This is a genomic window from Microbulbifer sp. ABH2_005 (genome assembly GCF_056160005.1).
The window spans coordinates 647,721-665,690 of record NZ_JBSWWI010000001.1; the positions used below are offsets into that span (position 1 = coordinate 647,721).

The window sequence follows — 17,970 nt, forward strand, 5'->3', positions numbered from 1 at the left end:
CGCAATCTGCCCTATACCATTCAAATAATGCGGTGCAACTAACGTCTATAGAGAAAAGATATGGAAAGAAAGTACTTTGGCACTGACGGAATTCGTGGTCATGTGGGAGAGGGGGTAATTACCCCAGACTTTATGCTGCGGTTGGGATACGCCACCGGTAAAGTGCTAGGGAAAATGTCTGCGGGAAAACGGTCCAATCGCCCCTACATTTTAATTGGGAAGGACACTCGTGTTTCCGGTTATATGTTTGAAGCGGCCCTGGAGGCGGGGTTGATCTATTCCGGAGTCGATGTGGGTTTACTTGGCCCCATGCCTACCCCCGCTATTGCCTACCTCACCCGCACTTTCCATGCTCGAGCGGGAATAGTTATCAGTGCCTCCCATAATCCTTTCCATGATAATGGCATCAAGTTCTTTTGTGACGAAGGTTATAAACTTCCCGACGAAGTAGAGCGCGAGATCGAAGCCGCTCTGGAGCTTCCTATGGAAGCGGCTGAAAACCTTGGCAAGGCTTATCGAGTCGACGATGCTGCCTCACGCTATATCGAATTTAGCAAAGCGTCGACACCCTGGAACTTCTCCCTGGGTGGGTTGAAGGTTGTCCTTGATTGTGCAAATGGGGCCACTTATCACATAGCGCCGAAGGTCTTTCGCGAGTTGGGGGCGGAAGTTACAGCCCTGAGCGCAAGCCCCGACGGACTGAATATCAACCTGGAGTGCGGTTCCACCAAACCCAAGCAGCTACAGCGCGCGGTAGTGGAGCAGGGTGCTGACCTGGGAATTGCCTTTGATGGTGATGGCGACAGAGTCTTGTTTGTTGACCGCAATGGTGAGCTTGTCGATGGTGACCAACTGCTCTTTATCATCGGCTTATATCAACAGGAGCATCTCGGCGGTTGTAAAGGCATTGTCGGCACCCTGATGAGCAATTATGGCTTTGAGCTGGCTCTGCGCGAGCGCAAGATCCCATTTGAGCGAGCGAAAGTTGGCGACCGCTATGTGCTTGAAAAAATGAAGGCAAATGGCTGGATGCTGGGGGGCGAGTCTTCCGGTCATATTATCTGTGCTGATGCCTCCACAACTGGAGATGGTATTGTTGCTGCCCTCCAGGTACTTCGTGCCCTATCAGAGTTTGATCAACCACTGCACCAACTCAAGGCGCGTATGCAGATGCTTCCCCAGCACATGATCAATGTGCGACTTGGGCATCGCGATGGTATACTCGATCACCCAGAGGTGGTGGCCGCAGTCAGCGATGCGGAGCTTCAGCTCGCTGAGAATGGTCGCGTGTTGTTGCGCCCCTCAGGCACGGAGCCCCTGATTCGCGTGATGGTGGAAGGTCGTGATAGCGCTCAAGTAGAGCAACTGGCACAGCAAATTTCCTCTGTAGTGCAAAGGGTTGGGGGCGGCTGAGCCCTTTATTCGGGTCGCCTTTGCTGTGTTCTATAGGGCGCCACCAGAGACTTAAACAAACTCGTATATTTTTGGTTGTATGTTGGCGGCAATGTCGCTAAGATTTGCGCCCCTTGAAGGAGCACACATGCGAATACCGCTGGTAGCAGCAAACTGGAAAATGAACGGCAGTAAAGCATTTGCCGAGCGTTTTTTTTCTGACTTCGACTTGCAGGCTATTGCCGCTCAGGTTGTTGTATGTCCACCGTTTCCTTATATCCCCTTGGTTTCCCAGGTTGGAGAGAATAAGGAACGCTTTAGTGTCGGTGCGCAAAACCTCAGTCAGAAGTCCAGTGGTGCTTACACCGGTGAAATATCTGCTGAAATGTTGCTCGACTGGAATGTCCGCTATGTCATTGTCGGGCATTCCGAACGCCGCAGTCTCTATGGGGAGACAAGCGAGCTGGTAGCCAAGAAATTTGTGGCTGCTCAAGAGGCGGGTTTGATTCCGATCCTCTGTGTGGGGGAAACCTTGCAAGAGCGCGAGCAAGGGCGAACTCTCGAGGTAGTCGCAGGCCAGCTTAAAGCTGTCGGCGATATCACAGGGAGTGATGTCTGGAAGCGTTCGGTTGTGGCCTATGAACCAGTTTGGGCCATTGGCACCGGTGAGACCGCAACTCCTGAAGAGGCTCAGGACGTCCACCAGTTTATTCGAGGAGAACTCGGAGATGTGGGCGATGAAGTACAGATTTTATATGGCGGTAGTGTAAAATCCGCTAATGCCAGCGCGTTATTTGCGCAGGCTGATATTGACGGCGCCCTTGTGGGTGGCGCTTCGCTTGATGCGAAAGAGTTCGCCGCAATTTGTCGCGCTGCTGGATAATATTCAGCGAGCGAATTAGGGAATACTGAAAACGGGTTAGTATAACCCCGGCAGAGAGTTTCCAGAAAATGGAAAAAATTGTTTTAGGTATACATGTTCTGGTTGCATTAGGTATCATTGGCCTGATTTTATTGCAGCAGGGTAAAGGTGCTGAGGCTGGTGCTTCCTTTGGTGCAGGAGCTTCTCAGACTGTTTTTGGCAGTCAAGGTGGCGGAAATTTCTTTTCCCGCTTGACAGCAATTTTGGCGACGGTATTCTTCGTCACCAGTTTGGGGCTGGCCTTCCTGGCTCGCCAAAACGCAGATGCCAACATCGACCCTAATTTGCCGCAAGTACCTGCTGCAGTAGAGCAAGATGGACCGGCCAATGAGTTGCCACAAATCGAAAGCGATATACCGCAACTTGAAACAGATCTGGAAGCCGGTGATGTTCCTCAGGCTCCAGCAGAAAGCGGCGAATCTCAAGAGCCAGCCGCTGGTCAAGATGGTGACGAGGAACAACAGTAAAGTTTTAGCCCAGGTGGTGGAATTGGTAGACACGCTATCTTGAGGGGGTAGTGAGCTATGCTCGTGCGGGTTCAAGTCCCGCCCTGGGCACCACATCAAGATCCGAAGAAGTTCGGAATCATCCAGAAAGCCTCGTAAATCGGGGCTTTTTGCTATCTGGACGTTACACAGTCCTCCGCTCTAGTTCATTGTCATCCGGTGCTACATTTGGTGCTACCTCGGTTCAATTTAGAAACAGGTAGCACCACCAATGGCCCTTACAGATATACAAATCAAACAGGCCAAACCAAGCGACAAGGATCAGTGGCTTACAGATCAGCAGGGATTACGCCTATTGATCAAACCCAATGGTTCCAAGTATTGGCGGCTAAAGTACCGATTCAAAGGAAGGCAGAAAACGCTGGCCTTGGGAGTTTACCCCTCTGTAAGTCTCAAACAGGCGAGGCAAAAAGTAACTGAAGCAAAACAGCTGCTAGCAGAGGACCGCGACCCTTCAGCACAGAAACGAGTTGAGAAGCACCAAGCCAGAGTCAATATTGACCTGAGTTTTGCTGCTGTTGCTGAAGAGTGGTGGAACCACCAGAAAGGAACTTGGACAGAGGACCATGCCAACCGTGTATGGACTAGGTTACGAGATAATACCTTCCTTCGAATTGGCCAAAGGCCCATTGCCGATCTTCATCCCCAAGATGTAATAGCCATTGTCCGCGATATTGAGGAGCGGGATGCGATGGATGTTGCGCAACGGGTTTTACAGGATATTCGCCGCGTTTGTCGCAATGCCGTTCAGGTTGGCAAACTTACTCACAATCCAGCGATTGAGTTAACGGGTATTTTGCGTGGCCGAAAAAGTAACCACCGGGCTTCCCTCCCACGAGAAGAGTTACCTTGCTTCCTGAAAGAGTTAGAGCTTTATTAGGAGCGAGGGCGGATATTAACCAAGCTCGCTATCCAGTTATTGTTACTCACCTTTGTTCGACCGGGCGAATTACGTTCTGCACGTTCGGAACAGTTTGACTTTGAATCCTCTCTTTGGCGAATCCCCGGTGAGCGTATGAAGATGGGCACGGATCATATTGTCCCGCTGTCTTCACAAGCTCTTGGTGCACTTGAAGAGTTAAAGTCTATAACTGGCCAGTACTCTCTTCTTTTCCCCTCTGAGCGGGAAAGGGCTGATAACACTATGCGTAGGGCAATTTTTAAAATGGGGTGGGATGACTCTCAAGAGGGAAGAAGTAAAGCGATCACTTATAGTGATCAACTATTTCCGGATAATTTGTTAAGGTTTTCTTCCGCTTTCGCAGGCGGTATTCCGTCATTGTGTTGGTAGGGACGCTCCCAATTGTAGTAAGTCATCAGGTAATACTGATGTCTCGCCTTGCTTCTGTGATGGATGTGTAACCGAGAGACGGTATCCATTCACTTTTTAGGCTCCGAAACAGTCTTTCCGTTGGTGCATTATCCCAGTAATTTCTATGCCGGCTCATACTCTGAATCATTCGGTAGCGTCACAGCCGTTGGCGGAACGGATGGCTGGCATACTGGCTATCATGATCCGGGTGGAGCATAACTCCATCGGGCTTTCCTCACTGCTTCCAGGCCTTTTATAGCTAATGATCCATTTGGTTGCCCGGAGAAGGCTTACCCAACGATACGGCGCTATAACCGTAGCTAGATAACACCAGCTTGATTATAGGTAATATCACCTCATCAAAATTGGATGGGCTTATCTACGATTAACTGACGGTCAAGTTTATTTGGTATATCTAAGCGCTCTACGATTGCTCTCTTTTACTTATGAGGACCAGGTTGCTTAACTTACACACAAAGTTCGTTTCATACATGAGCCTTCGAGCTTTAAAGTGCCCGATTGGTACCCCTGCTCGCAGAGTAAAGCTACGATTGTACGGTTTCTGGCAGAGCTACGACCGCGCTCGAAGGCCTCAATGATTTTGGAGCAGAGTTACACTCTGGGTAAATCAGCGGGGTTCTTTTGTTTCCTATATTCGTGGTAACTTGGTTGAAATATTTCAAACGCTTCGCGGACCAGTTCCACGAACTCCTGTTTACTTAATTGGTCAATCAACACATACGACTCATCTCGTCAGACACCAAGATGCGGTAGCCTTTTTTCGGATTTCTTTCTCCTTTTCTAAGCGACTGATACGAGCTTCATGCTCCTTAATTTTCTGTTACTTGGTGATCAGCACTTTACTTGTAGGCGTCTATCCACGACGCTCAGCCTCTAGTTGCTTCACCCAATGCCGGATATCCGTTGCACAACACCCGTTGATGGGGCTGGTTCCAGGGCCGAATAGCTTTCTTCTACGATTAGCTAGTGTAAATTCAGGAGAAAAAAATCGAAGTTGCTTGCTAATTTAACACCTCTATCTTCGGTGGCAACTTTACCATCGAAATTGGTGTCCGGATTTAGTAGAACATTACACTTTACAATTCAGCATAAGAGTACAAAATTGATGTGCGAAGCCTAAAGCTACTCTCGAAATAGAAAGAGGAATTGTCGATGTTCTTGGTCCCTTGAGAAGGGTTTTCGAGCTTCATATAAGAAGCTTATCTGCTAGACCTATCGCTACTCAATTTTTTTGTCAGCTAGTGGCACCTTGGTACATTCTCAGAAGCATGTTGGCTGTTTTAAAGCTCGAAGTATATTTACAGCCTCCTAAAATGACTGCGGTGCAGGGATTCTTGTGGCTAGGGAATCTTAACAGTTTTTCTGAGTGAGTTTGGTGTTTCTTGTTAGTTAATAATAGAGTATTTATACTGCCTACTCGTATATATTTTTTTAAGGATGAAAAATGAAGTTTTTGAAGTATATGCTACCCGCACTGGCTTTACTGTTCGTGAGTCAATCGTTTGCTGAAATGGTTTTTATTAGCGGAGTTAAGCATAGTGTCACAGATTATTCTCATAGTTCAGATACTCAGCGAGTTGCTGATATTGATATCCTAGGTGATGAGGGGCAGGAAATTATCTTTGATATTACCGCAATCATTTCAGGTTTAGGTCGGCTTAACTCCGATGTTATTTGTCGTTATACATACGGAAGGGATAATTGCTACACTAGAAATCATCCCAGGATTTTCGATTTTGTTTATGATGTTAGGGTCACCGCAAACTGTCTTGCTAAAGATGGTAGTAGAACGGCAATAGGAGCTGATAGGGATAATAAGAATGTTTACACCAATGTACCTATTTCAGATTTTCGTAGTGAGGTGGTCTTAACTATAGACAACGCATCAATTTCTGGCGAAAAGTGTGAAACCTTAACCATCGATATCCAAGGTGACTTGGGTGTGATTAACGATGTGGATTTAAAAGTCTTTACTTACGAAAAGTTTTAGTTAGTAGCGTGGTGGTGTCGGTAAAAATTATCGGCACTACTTTAGTCGATCTACATATCTATATAAAAGTGAGTCCTAAAACATTAGATCACCACGTTTCTCAATCTTTATGCTTGCTAGAATAATTAGCCAGAACTCTACGAGGTGCTAGTTTTGCTATTAAATAGTGAGTGGCTACATTAATAGATAAAGGGTTTATCTCTGGTTAATCAGCGTCGATTGGTTTTGAGTAATAGCTGCAAATCCCTTATGCTGCAAAGAGGCCATCTTATAGCTCCTTTGGCTCCAAGTAATAACTGGAGTTCTCTTATTTTGCAGATAGTTTGTCTTGCAGCCCTTAATAAATTCATTCGATAAGCTTTCTCTTCGGCTAGCTCTAGGCCTGTTGTTCAGGCGATCTATTACCAATTGCATTTATTATCCGAAACCAAAATTTTTTAAAACATTCCTTTATGAAAGGAGTGAAAATTAGCAAGGTGCTAAAGATTCTTATTGATGATGAGGTATTTCGTATGAATGCTTTATCAGTGAAGGGCCAATTTTCATTGGTCCACTGGAATTTCTGGTAGGTAAACGTGTTTTGCTTATGGTGATAGTCTGGAATTATTTGACTCTAAAAGTTCACTTAAATAATAGTATTATATTTGTGGTTGATACATAATGCTAATTTTATTGATGATTTATTTAACGTATTTCGCAGTATTAGAATTTGAGTTTATCAATAATTTATTGTCGTATCACGCTGCTATTATTTTGGCCAACCTGAATAACCATGATGTAATTGTTTTGGCTGTTTTGCACGATATCCTGTCTGTTTTCATGGCCGATTTGTTTGCTTTTTATATAATTTGAAGTTCCTTTTTGGGTAATAGAGAGGTTATTTCGGTCATCAACTTGACTAGCAGATATGCTCAGATCTTCCCCTATCTGGATAATATTTGCAAAATTTTTAGAGCCTATCTGGTGTGTGATAATACTAAGATATCCTCCAGCTTGTTCAATTTCGCTAGTATTTTTAGCACCAAGCTGTTCGCTGGAGATGTTGATGGAGAGACCACTCTGATTCGCTGTGAGTATATTGTCTGAGCCAAATTGGTTAGATTTTAGTGTGCTTAGCTCTGTAGTGAGTTGGTTAGCGGTGATCTGATTCCCCAATTTGGATTGCTGGATTTTCATTGTACTTTGATCAGAATCTTGCTTTAGGAGGGCATCGTTATCTTTCCCCCTCTGGTTGAGCTCAATGGTATTGTATGTCCCAGACTGCATAACTGAGGCCTGGTTGGCTTCGCCCCTTTGCAACATCGTAATATTGCTAAAAAAGCTTTTTTCCTGACTAATCAGTACGCGGTTAAATCCATCATACTGCCGGACTTCTAACCTGCTTTCGGTAGACAAAGATTGAGATATCTCAATGAAATTCTTACTGCCATCCTGGAGTAGGTCAATGTTGCTATTGTTAACATCAGCCAAATAAATAGAGGCAAAGTTTTCTTTGTTATATTGAAGGAACGATATGGTGTTGGAGAAACTCGTTTCATTTTCCTTTACAACAATTTGATGTTTATACCCATTTTGAGTAGCTTCTATATTACTGGAAGTGCTGGATTCTTGATTGGAAATAAATATATTGTCATCTCCTTCTTGAATGTTTGTGACTCTATTGTTTTCCCCTGCATTTTGAGTGGCATTAGATGAGTTTTGGTTGCCTATCTGTAATATGGATATTTTGCTATCGAGGCTATTATTCTGGCTAGCAGATACTATGTTGGCGTTACCAAATTGTTGGGCTGTAATAGACGATGAGATACTGCCAATCTGGTAAATGGTGGCTTGGTTTCTCTGGCCAGTTTGGGTGGTTTGAATACTGCTATCAATAGTTTCAGGTTTTTGTTCAATAATGGTCTTATTGTTATGACCTGACTGAATTTCCTCGATAGAGTTGTTGATTTCCAGTGATAATTGATTACTGTTAAGGCTGTTTTTCGAGACTAATTGGTTCCGTGGAATAGAGTTGTCTACCGCAAGAGTCGTGGCGCTGAGAAAAATAAGCACCCCAGGAATAAAATTGATATACGGGGGCATTAGTGTCTCCTTTACTGCTTAAATCTAAGGAAATCGTCAGTACCCGAGGTCGGCTTTTGGAAACCTATGACCTTATTTAACAGGTTGTAAAAATCCAAAAAAGATAGAGGCTTTGTGTTGAAGGACTAATTGCACTCAACCATTTATTGAGTAACCAGATGTTGTGAGGCCAGATTCTTCACTTTGAGTCCCCTTCATGCATGTGGGTAAAACTTCTCATAAAGTATCAGAGTAGGCCAGATTTCACGCCATAAGAGATAAGTACTAATTATATGAGAAGAAAGTATGGTGTTGGCATCCGTTTTCACGAAGGTCCTTCATTGACATCGATTTTTTAATTTGGGTAGTTGGTAGATTGAGAAACTGTGATAAATGATAGGTCGGCGGCCAAACCATTTTTATTGTTTTCTTGTGTGCCATCTTTGGGATTGCCACCTGCATCAAAGTGAAAGTTCTGATCATTTAATTAAGATTACACAGAAGTTTTCCCTGCCAGTATCGATAATTTAAGAGATTCGCATACGAGAAAAATTTCTCATGTTTTATGTTTGTCTTCATCAATATAGAGCCGTTTTTATCTAAGGGGCTAGATATCTTTGCTTGTAGGAAAACTGCAGGATATCCAGTAAATTGGATTCCGTATAATCCTTTTAGTTATGTGGTTTCTTCGCTCGCTAGAGATGAAAATATATTGCCTACCTCAATGGTTTTTTCGTAGTGTCAATTTTGGATTTTGGATTTTGGATTTTGGATTTTGCATTTGCTTCTTTAGTATCTGGCGCTTCGATTTCATTTTCCATTTCACTGGTTGTTTTTTAAGGTCTATGCTGCCTTAAGGCTTGATGCGGTTACTGTAAACAAACTGTTCAAGCAGCACTATAAAAGATCTAACTGCTAATGCCGGGTTTACAAGGAGGTGTTATTCGTGTCTCGTTTATCGCGTCGGGACTTCTGTTTAGGTACCTTGGCGGCTTCTCTATTGACTGGAGCCCATACGAAGGCCCAATCCACTGGCCCCGCAGACTCTTCTACAAGGCCCTTGCTGCCAATTCCCCCTGAATTGAGAGCTGACTCATCGGGCAAAATTGATCTAGTGGCTAAGCCAGCCAAGCAGACTTTCCTGAAAGGAGTAACAACGCCAACCTATGGATTTAATGGGCCCTTTTTGGGGCCGGCTTTGCGCTTACGCAAAGGTGAAACGGTGATTGCTAATGTACATAACCTGCTAACTCAAAATGTAACTGCACACTGGCACGGGTTAATTGTACCTGGTCATGCCGATGGTGGCCCCTATATGCCCATCAAGCCAGGTCAGACTTGGACTGCAAAACTGCCTATTATCCAGCAGGCGGCGACACTTTGGTTTCATCCCCATCTCTATCCCACTACTGCCGAGCTCGTACTCAAGGGATTGGCAGGGCTTATTATTATCGATGATGAAAATAGTGATGCGTTGCCTCTACCTAAGCGCTGGGGCGTGGATGATATCCCCGTGATTATCCAGGATCGACGCTTCAATAAAGATGGCAGTTTCTTTCATCGCTTTAATGAAATTACTGTTGCCGCCGGTTATTGTGGTGACCACCTACTCACTAATGGCGTGATCAATCCGGTGGTTAAACCTCCCAAAGGGTGGCTGCGTTTCAGAATCCTGGATGGCTCAAATGGTCGCAACTACCGGCTTTCCACTAGTGATCAACGGCCCCTATATGTGATTGCCACTGATGGTGGATTTTTGCCGGAACCGGTAGAGGTGAAAGAACTACCAATTGCTGCTGGGGAGCGCTATGAGGTGATGGTGGATGCCCGCAATGGCCAGCCTTTTGATTTTTTAACCTTGCCGGTGCCACAGCAGGTGATGCGCCTGCCTCCATTCGATGGACCAGTGGTGTTTCTCAGTGTCTTGCCTAGTAATTCGGAGGGGCAGGGAACCCTGCCTGAGCAGTTGGTCTCAATGCCAGACATACCCACAACATTGCCTCCGGTCAGTCAGCAGTTGGTTATGCAGATGAACCGCCGAAAGATCTCCGATAAGCTGATTGATGCCACAGGCCTGGAGAAAATGGTTGACTCAGGGAAAACTGATCCTGCAGTGGTAGCTAAGGTTCTCAAATTGATAACTGAGGCACCGGCTTTGCCACTGAAAGCCCAGCTGACAGCCAATGCGGTCAGTGGTGTTTCCTTTTCATTTACTGAGCCGGGCTTTAAGGTCCCCATTAACAAGGATTTGCGCTGGCGTATTTCAGAAGGCAGCGACACAATGCTGCACCCTGTACATATTCATGGTTGCCAGTTTCGCCTGATCAAGCTTAACGACGCCACTCCGCCCCCATATATGCGTGGCTGGAAAGATACGGTACCCATATCCAATGCTGCCAGTGCGGAGATCTATGTTCGCTTTCCCCTTGAGGCAATGCCGGATATGCCCTACATGGTGCACTGCCACGTTCTCGAGCATGAGGATTCTGGCATGATGACAGAATTTAGTGTGACTTGAGGTGAGTTTGTTTGGGGAGAATTTCCTTTTATTAAAACTCCACCACAAACCTGCTAATTCTCCTTTTAATAAAAGGCAGATGATTGGCGGCAGCCAAGAGGGCGCTAAATTCAATTTTGCTGAGGAAAGATTGCTCAGTGACAATTTTTCTTCCATGTTCAGTGATATCGATGACCTTCCTATCTTCTCGATGACGAAGCGCAGAATATCCATCCAGTTGACCTTCTGTGATACACCGGGCTAACTCGGCCGCATCCGCAATCCCCAGATTCATGCCCCGCCCCCCAACTGGAGAATGGCAGTGTGCTGCATCGCCTGCTAGGTGCACTCTTCCTTTGGAGTAGCTCCTTGCTTGGCGGATAGAGATTTTGAAAATGCCCTCCCGCCGTACTTTGTGGATCCTTAGAGGGAGGGGAAATGCCTCCAATGCCTTTTCGCAGCTAGCTACAAAGCGGTATCGATTTTTGCCTATAGGTACTGAAACTACTACAACTCCAGACTTAATCTGGGCTAACGTGAATGTTTGAGGGTGAGGCCAATCATCAATCTCTACATCGGCTATTGACCAGGGTTCTTTTAAATCGAATCCGGGATAGGGGATGTTGGCATTCTGTCGAACTACGCTATGAACACCATCGGCGCCGATAATAAGATCGAAGTTTTCCTCCTCGCCGTTAGAAAACTGGGCCACAACGTATTGCGCTTCCTCACGAAAGGTATTGAGCGCAAGTTTATATTCGACCTGCACACCCTTTGAAGCCAGTGATTCTGCTAGGATGGTTTCGGTACGATCCTGGGGTAGACCTAAGATGGTTGGAAAATAAGAGGAGCTGGAGTGCAGGGGCATAGTCAAGGCAAGGTGACTACCTCGATAGATGCAAGCTGTTTGAATGGGTACCCCCTCTTCAATCAATTTTTTGGATACCCCTGAATGGGAGAGTAATTCCAAACTTTTAGAGGTAATTCCAACAGCCCTGCTCAGAGTCGAGGCGCTATCGCGTTTATCTATAATCTTGGCGAATATTTTTCGACGTGCTAATTCCACGGCAAGAGTAAGACCCGTTGGCCCCGCACCGACAATTAGTACCTTCATAGAAACCAGATGCTTTCTCTCTTATTTACAACAATAGTACAGTAATCAGGAGTGGTAGCTGCCACCGACCCTTTATTCGTGGTTAGTGGGGGGGCGTAAAATCAGCAATGAATCGACTAGAATCGTTATCCTAGTCAAATAGTGTTGTACGGGAGTAGGATTGATCTTGAAGAGTGCGAATGGGTTTCTGTATCAATCCTTTTGTGGCTATGAGTACCTAATCAAGGTCGATCTAAGAGGGTATACACTCTGGAGTGGATAGATCTTAGAGCAAATATCCTTGAAAGAATATAATTATCAAAACATCACTCTACTTCTCATTCGCTAGTAACTAAATAACTAATCAACTAGGATGCTTGACTGACGGGGAGAAGTAAATCTGGGATTTAGTGATATTTACCGTGGGCCTTATTTTATCCTTGTCTTTTTTACACAGCTGCCCGGATTTACAGTTTGCTCATCCTCATGTTGCAGATCCATTGCCCCCTTCACAAGATTTTGGAAGTTAGAACACTCTAGCTGGTTGTCTTCGGGGCAATTGGCTAAATGCTTAAAGCCATCGCGCATAGCTACTAGGCGTTGGATATTTTTATCCAGAGCATCTACCTTTTGAAGCAGCTGATCACGGTCGATATTGGGTTTGTCACTATAAGTGAACATGCAGGCAATTTCGTCAAGTGAGAAGCCGGCATAGCGTGCTAAGGAAATCAAGGAGAGCTGCTCAAGTACACTAGCATGAAAGACTCTGGCGATACCTCGTCTGCTAATGGATTGAATCAGACCCTTTTCTTCATAATATCTAAGGGTCGAAGAGGGAAGCCCGCTAAGCTTCGACACTTGGCGAATATCAATTTCTTGTGGATCACCCATCTGTAACAACCTCAAGCAGACTAGAAGTTGTATCCTAGTTTTCGCTGCTCTCCCTGGCAAGCCTTTAATGCAATGTCTTATTGGCTAGGGGGTAGAGTATGGTTTGCAAAACAACAGTTAAGAGACTTACCTTTACTTCTTTAGCTTAGACCTGCCAATGAGTACCGGAGGATAATTAATATTCATTTTTCTGCCTGATTGCTAATTTACTAGCTTAGTTGCTGTTTAGATAAGGCAGATTTTCTTGGGGGTCGAATCTTTTGTGTTTGAAAGTTAGATTTTGTATCTCTTATTTTTGGCAAGCTTGAAGAGGAGATGCCTATCTGGATTTTTGTATTGCTAAAATAAAGCACCGCTATTGTAGCTTAATACTGAAAACTTTTTTATTTTCCAAACTTAGTGTTCCTTGTCGGCAGCTCTTCCTTCGAAGTATTAGCTCTATGAACTAAATATGAGTACTGGGATTTGCTCTTGGATAGAGCTTATGATGCTCCTTTCCTTACCCCGCGCCCTTGTAAATTGGCTTTAAGTGACGCCCGTTAACCTATAAATGTGGAGGAAATATGGAAAAAGTTTTTCTCCTGCTCTAATTCAAGAAATTTTTCTATTGAAATTGCTGGCTTTCTTGGTTCTGGATTTATTTATTTAAATTAAATTTCTATTTTGTTTGGGCAAGGCTGGCGATTTGTCAGTTTTCTGGGTTTTTAAACGGTATTAAAGTTCTTCACTTGGAGTCTTTTAGGGTACTTTTGGCTTTTCTAGGTTTTCCGTTTTGTAAAGAATTGTTTTTCATTATGGGAACCATTCCATCATGCCTCAATCGAATCTGCAGTGCTTGTATGGGGCTTTTGCTAGGGCACAGAACAATTTTAAGTATTTGTCGAAAATATTAACTGGTGCAGCTATTTGTGCCGAAATAAGTGTAAGCGGGGTTTAGGAATATTATTCCTGTCAGTAAATGAAGGCTCGACTGAAAATATGAGACGTTCGGGTCATATATTATTGATAAAAAAACCGTTGTAGATTTTATCTACGAATTCTTAATTCATTGTTCCTAAAATAGCGCCAGCCGGCTAAGCCACCTCATCGCATATATCAGCGTTTTTAATAGAAGCCTAAAAACGAATAGCGGAGATTCTATGAACCACCTTTTTATTCGCACTGCCATTGCTTCGGCACTGGTGATTGGTGCCCAGAGCGCGGCTGCCGATCAGCCTGCTGAAGACTATGTGGAAGGCCAACACTACCAAGGGGGCAGTCAAGTCTGTTATGGCGGCGACCTTTTTAAAGCTCAGTGGTGGGCTACTGCTGAACAGCGTCCAGCCGAGGCGCTAACTGCGCAAAATACTTGGGACTCCCCTTGGGTTTTGGAAGAGGCGGGAGCTTGTGATGCTTCCGGCGGGGACTCGGGAGATAGTGGTAATACTGGCGATTCCGGCGATAGTGCCGACAACGGTGAATCTGGCAGCAACGATGACAGTAATAGTTCAGGCTCAGACTCCGACAATTCCGGTAGTACGGGTGGCTCTGGTAGCTCCGGTTCCAGTGATGTTGCCACTTATCAATCCGGACAAAGCTACCGCAAGGGCAGTGAAGTTTGCTATGCCGGTGATGTTTTCCTTGCTCAGTGGTGGGCCAATGGGAACGACTTACCTTCTAATGCATTGACCGCACAAAATACATGGGACTCCCCCTGGATCCTCAAAGAGGCCGATGGTTGTGCCGATGGCGGAAGCAATGACAACGACGATGACGGTGATACCGGCGACAGCAACGATGGCAATTCAGGCTCCACGCCGATCTCCCTAAACATATCCTCCTCGCAATCGCAGCTGACTGGTGGCGGTACTGTTCAACTTAGTGCCAGCGCATCCGGTGGCGATAACACGCTTAGCTATAGTTGGGCGCAGCTCTCACCGAGCTCCCCCGAAGCGAGTATTGCCTCAGGTGCCAGTGCCTCCACTTCTGTGACCCTGCCGGCTACGACCTATGATGTGGGTTATGTCTTCAGCCTGATAGTCAGTGATGGCGAGACCACCGAAGAGGCACAGATTACTGTGCAGAATTTCGCTGTCGATACTGGCGATGATGACGATTCCACCGATAACGACAACTCCGGTGGGGCAGTGAATGCGGTGATATCCGCTTCCGCCAATAGTGTGGGTTGTTCAGGCAGTATCACTTTGGATGGTTCCGAATCCACCGGCGGCAGTGGCATGAGCTATATCTGGAGCCAGACCGGTGGCCCCTCTATCAAGCTCTCCAACTACGTGGGTAGTTCCACCCAGGCGATCCTGTCTGAGGTGTACAGCAATGTGACTTACACCTTCCAGTTGACGGCTACCGATTCCTCAGCGGCCAGTGATGTTGCGGAAGTGAGCATCAACCAAACCGGTTGTGGCTCTGCCAGTGGTCATGTGATGGGCCTGAGTGAACTCGAGGCGGAGGAGACTGCCCGTACCAGCGATTCGCTTCTGCAAGAGGTGAAGCATACCGTTGAGACCCGTGATAACAGTATTGTGGAAGCGGTTCAGCCTGGTCGCAATGCCAATCCGGAAAACGTGCAGCGCGTTGAAAGTGTTATTTCCGAAGATACCTGGAATTATCTGTTCCCGTTGCGGGCCGAGGAATATACCTACACCAATTTCCTGCGCGCGGTGGCCAAGTTTCCAGCCTTCTGTGGTGAGTACACCGATGGCCGCGATTCCGATGCCATCTGTCGCAAGGTACTGGCGGTGATGTTTGCCCACTTCGGCCAGGAGACCGGTGCCCATGCAGCTGCCTGGGATGAGCCGGAATGGCGCCAGGGCCTTTACTGGATTCGAGAAATCGGTTGGACCGAAGAGACTTCTGGTGGCTATGGTGCCTGTGAATCCAGCAGCAGCTGGGCGGCAGATGTATGGCCCTGCGCCATCAATGCGGATGGTGGCTACAAGAGTTACTTTGGTCGCGGCGCCAAACAGCTGAGCTGGAACTATAACTACGGTCCCTTCTCTCAGGCCATGTACGGTGATATTTACACCCTGTTGGAGAACCCGGAGCTAGTTGCGGATACCTGGTTGAACTTGGCCAGTGCCATCTTCTTCTTCGTATATCCACAGCCTCCCAAGCCGAGCATGTTGCATGTCGTTGATGGTACCTGGGAGCCCAATAGCGTTGATTTGGCGAATAACCTGACCTCCGGTTTTGGTGTGACCACCAATATTGTGAACGGCGCTATCGAGTGTAGTAAGGGCTCAGAGGATTCCCGCTCCCAGAATCGTATAGATTACTACCAAAGCTTCACCGAGTACCTGGGTGTGGATATTCCTGCGGATGAAGAGTTGGGGTGTGCCAATATGGGCCAGTTCGAGACGGGCGGTGCTGCCTCCCTGAATATTTACTGGGATAAAGATTGGGGCTGGTCTGCCGATAACCCCAATAATGAGAGTTTCGCTTGTCAGCTGGTGAACTACCAAACGGCCTACTCAGCACTGAATGAAGGCGACTATGCCAAGTGTGTGGAAGGTAACTTTGATATGACAATCGATTACCAAAATTAAAAAAAGAGGGGTGTGTTAACGCCCCTGTCAAACCCTTACCCGCTTGCAAAGTGACCCGGTACCATCCCCAACGCCGGGTCACCTTTTTACTACTCCTTTCTCGCGCTTTTCCGTTTTCCCCACCTGTGGATAACTTTTAGAGTCAATACTGACAAAATTACGCTGATTCACTCACTGGAAAATATGCAGGGTATTGGCGTTGCCAATTTGAATTACAATAGAGTTGCCATCAGTTCCTGACTGTGTGACCTGATTAAAATTGGCGCTGCCGACTTGCAGTAATTCCAGGTTATTGCGCGACCCACTTTGGTTGATCTCTGCAGTATTCAAGCTGCCGATCTGCGCGGAGGTAATGGTAAGTAGGCTGCCATTTTGTTCTAGTGTAAGACTATTACTCTCTCCCACCTGGAAAGCGGAAAAACGCACATCGATACCCAGCTGAGTGGAAGTGACCGCGTTGTGATTGCCGGCCTGACTGATAAGAGCGCTGCTTAGCAGGGCATTCTGGTTTGCCATTGCGCTGTTATCGCCCCCTTCTTGGTTAATATTAATAACGCCATCCCTGGAGAAGTTTTGATTGCTGGTGGCAGAGTTAAGTATGCCCAACTGAGTGATACTAACCGAGTTGGATCTGCTCACCCACTGGCTGGTTTCCGCAGAGTTTTGCGATCCTGCCTGTTCTATTCGAGAGGTATCTGTGTTTCCGTCAAGTTGGAAAATTTTTGCGAAGTTGTTGCTGCCGACCTGGATGATCGAGCCCACAACGGAAGTACTATCCAACTGGTCCACGCGGCTGCTGTTCTCGGAGCCCACCTGAAAAATATCGGCACTGCTCTCTGAACTTAGGAATTGCAGGATGTTAGCGCTGTTGGCACTACCAAACTGACGGAGGATGCCGCTGCTGTCACTGGTATTTTCCTGAAGGAATCCCGCCGTATTGTGCTCGCCTGTCTGTTGTACCTGTTGGCTACTGGCAGTGACAATTACTTGCTGCGCATTAGCATTATTAGCTGCTCCCAGCTGAATTACTGAGTTGCTGCTATCGCTTGTCGTTCCCTGGCCGGCATTGACTTGGTTATTGTCCCCAGTTTGCTCGGTGCTGATGCTGCTAGCGGTGGTGTTTTCCTGAGCGGCTTCGCTGTTGTTGGTCACGCCTACTTGCGTCTGGCTGATAACACTGTTGCTGGTGCCATCAATTTGCAGGGCGTCCACGGTGTTATTTACCCCAATCTGGGTCTGTATGATCAAACTGTTATTGACATCGGAGTCGCCATTATTAGCGGTGGCGCTATTCCCGGTGCCAAATTGATTGAGGATAACAAAGTTATTGTCGGCGAGAGCCCCCCCGCTGATGGCGATAGCCAGTGCGGTGGTGACAAGAGGAGAGATTTTCATGAGATGCTCCTTTACTACAAAGATCTCTGGGTAATGCTAAATCCCTGGTGAAAATCAGCTATTAGATACCCCATTATTGATGGGGCATTCACTAAATTTTAGATCTTGTTTTATAGAGGATGGTTGCGGCTCCGCCATTCTTTCATGAGAAACTTAAGAGTTGGAAAGGAGTATGTACTGTGCTTGGTTTTGTTTGAAATATTGGGGTTGGCTACTAGTGTATTTATTCTTCAAGTATATTGAGGGAAGAGCGTTCTTTGTTATTGGTTCTGTAATAGAAAGTCCGACTTCAAGCACTGGCTACTGCTTCCGCCTATGCCTGGCGCCGAAGTCGGGTTACTGCATTGG

General features: G+C 46.2%; 12 protein-coding genes, 1 tRNA gene and 1 pseudogene. 9 read left to right on the forward strand and 5 right to left on the reverse strand.

Annotated elements, in window-relative coordinates; translation table 11 throughout:
• Window positions 1-60: 60 nt before the first annotated feature.
• From glmM to ACXAFI_RS02775, 6 genes are all read left to right on the forward strand, one after another.
• Complete coding sequence (gene glmM, locus ACXAFI_RS02750; RefSeq protein ID WP_475107592.1) at window positions 61-1,413, forward strand: phosphoglucosamine mutase; 1,353 nt, start codon at window positions 61-63, stop codon at window positions 1,411-1,413.
• A gap of 127 nt (window positions 1,414-1,540) precedes the next feature.
• Complete coding sequence (tpiA, locus tag ACXAFI_RS02755) at window positions 1,541-2,275, forward strand: triose-phosphate isomerase (RefSeq protein ID WP_475107593.1); 735 nt, start codon at window positions 1,541-1,543, stop codon at window positions 2,273-2,275.
• Between the two features lie 68 nt (window positions 2,276-2,343).
• Window positions 2,344-2,781 carry a preprotein translocase subunit SecG gene (gene secG / locus ACXAFI_RS02760; protein ID WP_475107594.1) on the forward strand — a complete coding sequence of 146 codons (438 nt, stop codon included), beginning with the start codon at window positions 2,344-2,346 and terminating at the stop codon, window positions 2,779-2,781.
• 7 nt (window positions 2,782-2,788) lie between these two features.
• Window positions 2,789-2,874, forward strand: a tRNA-Leu gene (locus ACXAFI_RS02765).
• 157 nt (window positions 2,875-3,031) lie between these two features.
• On the forward strand, window positions 3,032-3,700 hold the full coding sequence (locus ACXAFI_RS02770) for a tyrosine-type recombinase/integrase (protein WP_475107595.1): 669 nt from the start codon (window positions 3,032-3,034) through the stop codon (window positions 3,698-3,700).
• A 12-nt stretch (window positions 3,701-3,712) separates the two neighbouring features.
• Window positions 3,713-4,111: a tyrosine-type recombinase/integrase gene (locus tag ACXAFI_RS02775; protein ID WP_475109792.1), complete on the forward strand. Its 399-nt coding sequence runs from the start codon at window positions 3,713-3,715 to the stop codon at window positions 4,109-4,111.
• On the opposite strand, the pseudogene ACXAFI_RS02780 reads toward ACXAFI_RS02775, so the two are convergent.
• Window positions 4,039-5,113, reverse strand: a pseudogene (locus ACXAFI_RS02780) (IS3 family transposase). The gene ACXAFI_RS02775 and the pseudogene ACXAFI_RS02780 overlap by 73 nt on opposite strands.
• 484 nt (window positions 5,114-5,597) lie before the next feature.
• On the opposite strand from ACXAFI_RS02780, the gene ACXAFI_RS02785 reads away from it, so the two are divergent.
• A complete protein-coding gene (locus tag ACXAFI_RS02785; RefSeq protein ID WP_475107596.1) occupies window positions 5,598-6,143 on the forward strand; it encodes a hypothetical protein in 546 nt (181 codons plus the stop codon).
• A gap of 726 nt (window positions 6,144-6,869) precedes the next feature.
• On the opposite strand, the gene ACXAFI_RS02790 is transcribed toward ACXAFI_RS02785, so the two are convergent.
• The gene (locus ACXAFI_RS02790) at window positions 6,870-8,225 is read right to left on the reverse strand and encodes a hypothetical protein (protein ID WP_475107597.1); all 1,356 of its coding nucleotides are present in this window, start codon (window positions 8,223-8,225) and stop codon (window positions 6,870-6,872) included.
• 925 nt (window positions 8,226-9,150) lie between these two features.
• Between ACXAFI_RS02790 and cueO the strand changes: the two genes are divergently transcribed.
• On the forward strand, window positions 9,151-10,722 hold the full coding sequence (gene cueO, locus ACXAFI_RS02795) for a multicopper oxidase CueO (RefSeq protein WP_475107598.1): 1,572 nt from the start codon (window positions 9,151-9,153) through the stop codon (window positions 10,720-10,722).
• A gap of 31 nt (window positions 10,723-10,753) precedes the next feature.
• Here the strand turns inward: cueO and ACXAFI_RS02800 are convergent, their stop codons facing one another.
• Both ACXAFI_RS02800 and ACXAFI_RS02805 read right to left on the reverse strand, forming a co-directional pair.
• Window positions 10,754-11,815 carry an FAD-dependent oxidoreductase gene (locus ACXAFI_RS02800; RefSeq protein WP_475107599.1) on the reverse strand — a complete coding sequence of 354 codons (1,062 nt, stop codon included), beginning with the start codon at window positions 11,813-11,815 and terminating at the stop codon, window positions 10,754-10,756.
• A 408-nt stretch (window positions 11,816-12,223) separates the two neighbouring features.
• Window positions 12,224-12,685, reverse strand: a complete 462-nt coding sequence (locus tag ACXAFI_RS02805) for a helix-turn-helix domain-containing protein (RefSeq protein WP_475107600.1) — start codon at window positions 12,683-12,685, stop codon at window positions 12,224-12,226.
• A 1,139-nt stretch (window positions 12,686-13,824) separates the two neighbouring features.
• Between ACXAFI_RS02805 and ACXAFI_RS02810 the strand changes: the two genes are divergently transcribed.
• Window positions 13,825-16,227, forward strand: coding sequence for a chitinase (locus ACXAFI_RS02810; protein ID WP_475107601.1), 2,403 nt, complete (start codon window positions 13,825-13,827; stop codon window positions 16,225-16,227).
• 171 nt (window positions 16,228-16,398) lie between these two features.
• Here the strand turns inward: ACXAFI_RS02810 and ACXAFI_RS02815 are convergent, their stop codons facing one another.
• Window positions 16,399-17,622 (reverse strand): hypothetical protein, encoded by a 1,224-nt coding sequence (locus ACXAFI_RS02815; RefSeq protein ID WP_475107602.1) that lies wholly within the window; start codon window positions 17,620-17,622, stop codon window positions 16,399-16,401.
• Between the last annotated feature and the right edge of the window lie 348 nt (window positions 17,623-17,970).

What these genes read in the sequence shown, in the direction of transcription:
- glmM (WP_475107592.1), top strand. Translation starts at nt 61, where the DNA reads ATGGAAAGAAAGTACTTTGGCACTGACGGAATTCGTGGTCATGTGGGA.
- tpiA (WP_475107593.1), top strand. Translation starts at nt 1,541, where the DNA reads ATGCGAATACCGCTGGTAGCAGCAAACTGGAAAATGAACGGCAGTAAA.
- secG (WP_475107594.1), top strand. Translation starts at nt 2,344, where the DNA reads ATGGAAAAAATTGTTTTAGGTATACATGTTCTGGTTGCATTAGGTATC.
- ACXAFI_RS02770 (WP_475107595.1), top strand. Translation starts at nt 3,032, where the DNA reads ATGGCCCTTACAGATATACAAATCAAACAGGCCAAACCAAGCGACAAG.
- ACXAFI_RS02785 (WP_475107596.1), top strand. Translation starts at nt 5,598, where the DNA reads ATGAAGTTTTTGAAGTATATGCTACCCGCACTGGCTTTACTGTTCGTG.
- ACXAFI_RS02790 (WP_475107597.1), bottom strand. Translation starts at nt 8,225, where the DNA reads ATGCCCCCGTATATCAATTTTATTCCTGGGGTGCTTATTTTTCTCAGC.
- ACXAFI_RS02800 (WP_475107599.1), bottom strand. Translation starts at nt 11,815, where the DNA reads ATGAAGGTACTAATTGTCGGTGCGGGGCCAACGGGTCTTACTCTTGCC.
- ACXAFI_RS02805 (WP_475107600.1), bottom strand. Translation starts at nt 12,685, where the DNA reads ATGGGTGATCCACAAGAAATTGATATTCGCCAAGTGTCGAAGCTTAGC.
- ACXAFI_RS02810 (WP_475107601.1), top strand. Translation starts at nt 13,825, where the DNA reads ATGAACCACCTTTTTATTCGCACTGCCATTGCTTCGGCACTGGTGATT.
- ACXAFI_RS02815 (WP_475107602.1), bottom strand. Translation starts at nt 17,622, where the DNA reads ATGAAAATCTCTCCTCTTGTCACCACCGCACTGGCTATCGCCATCAGC.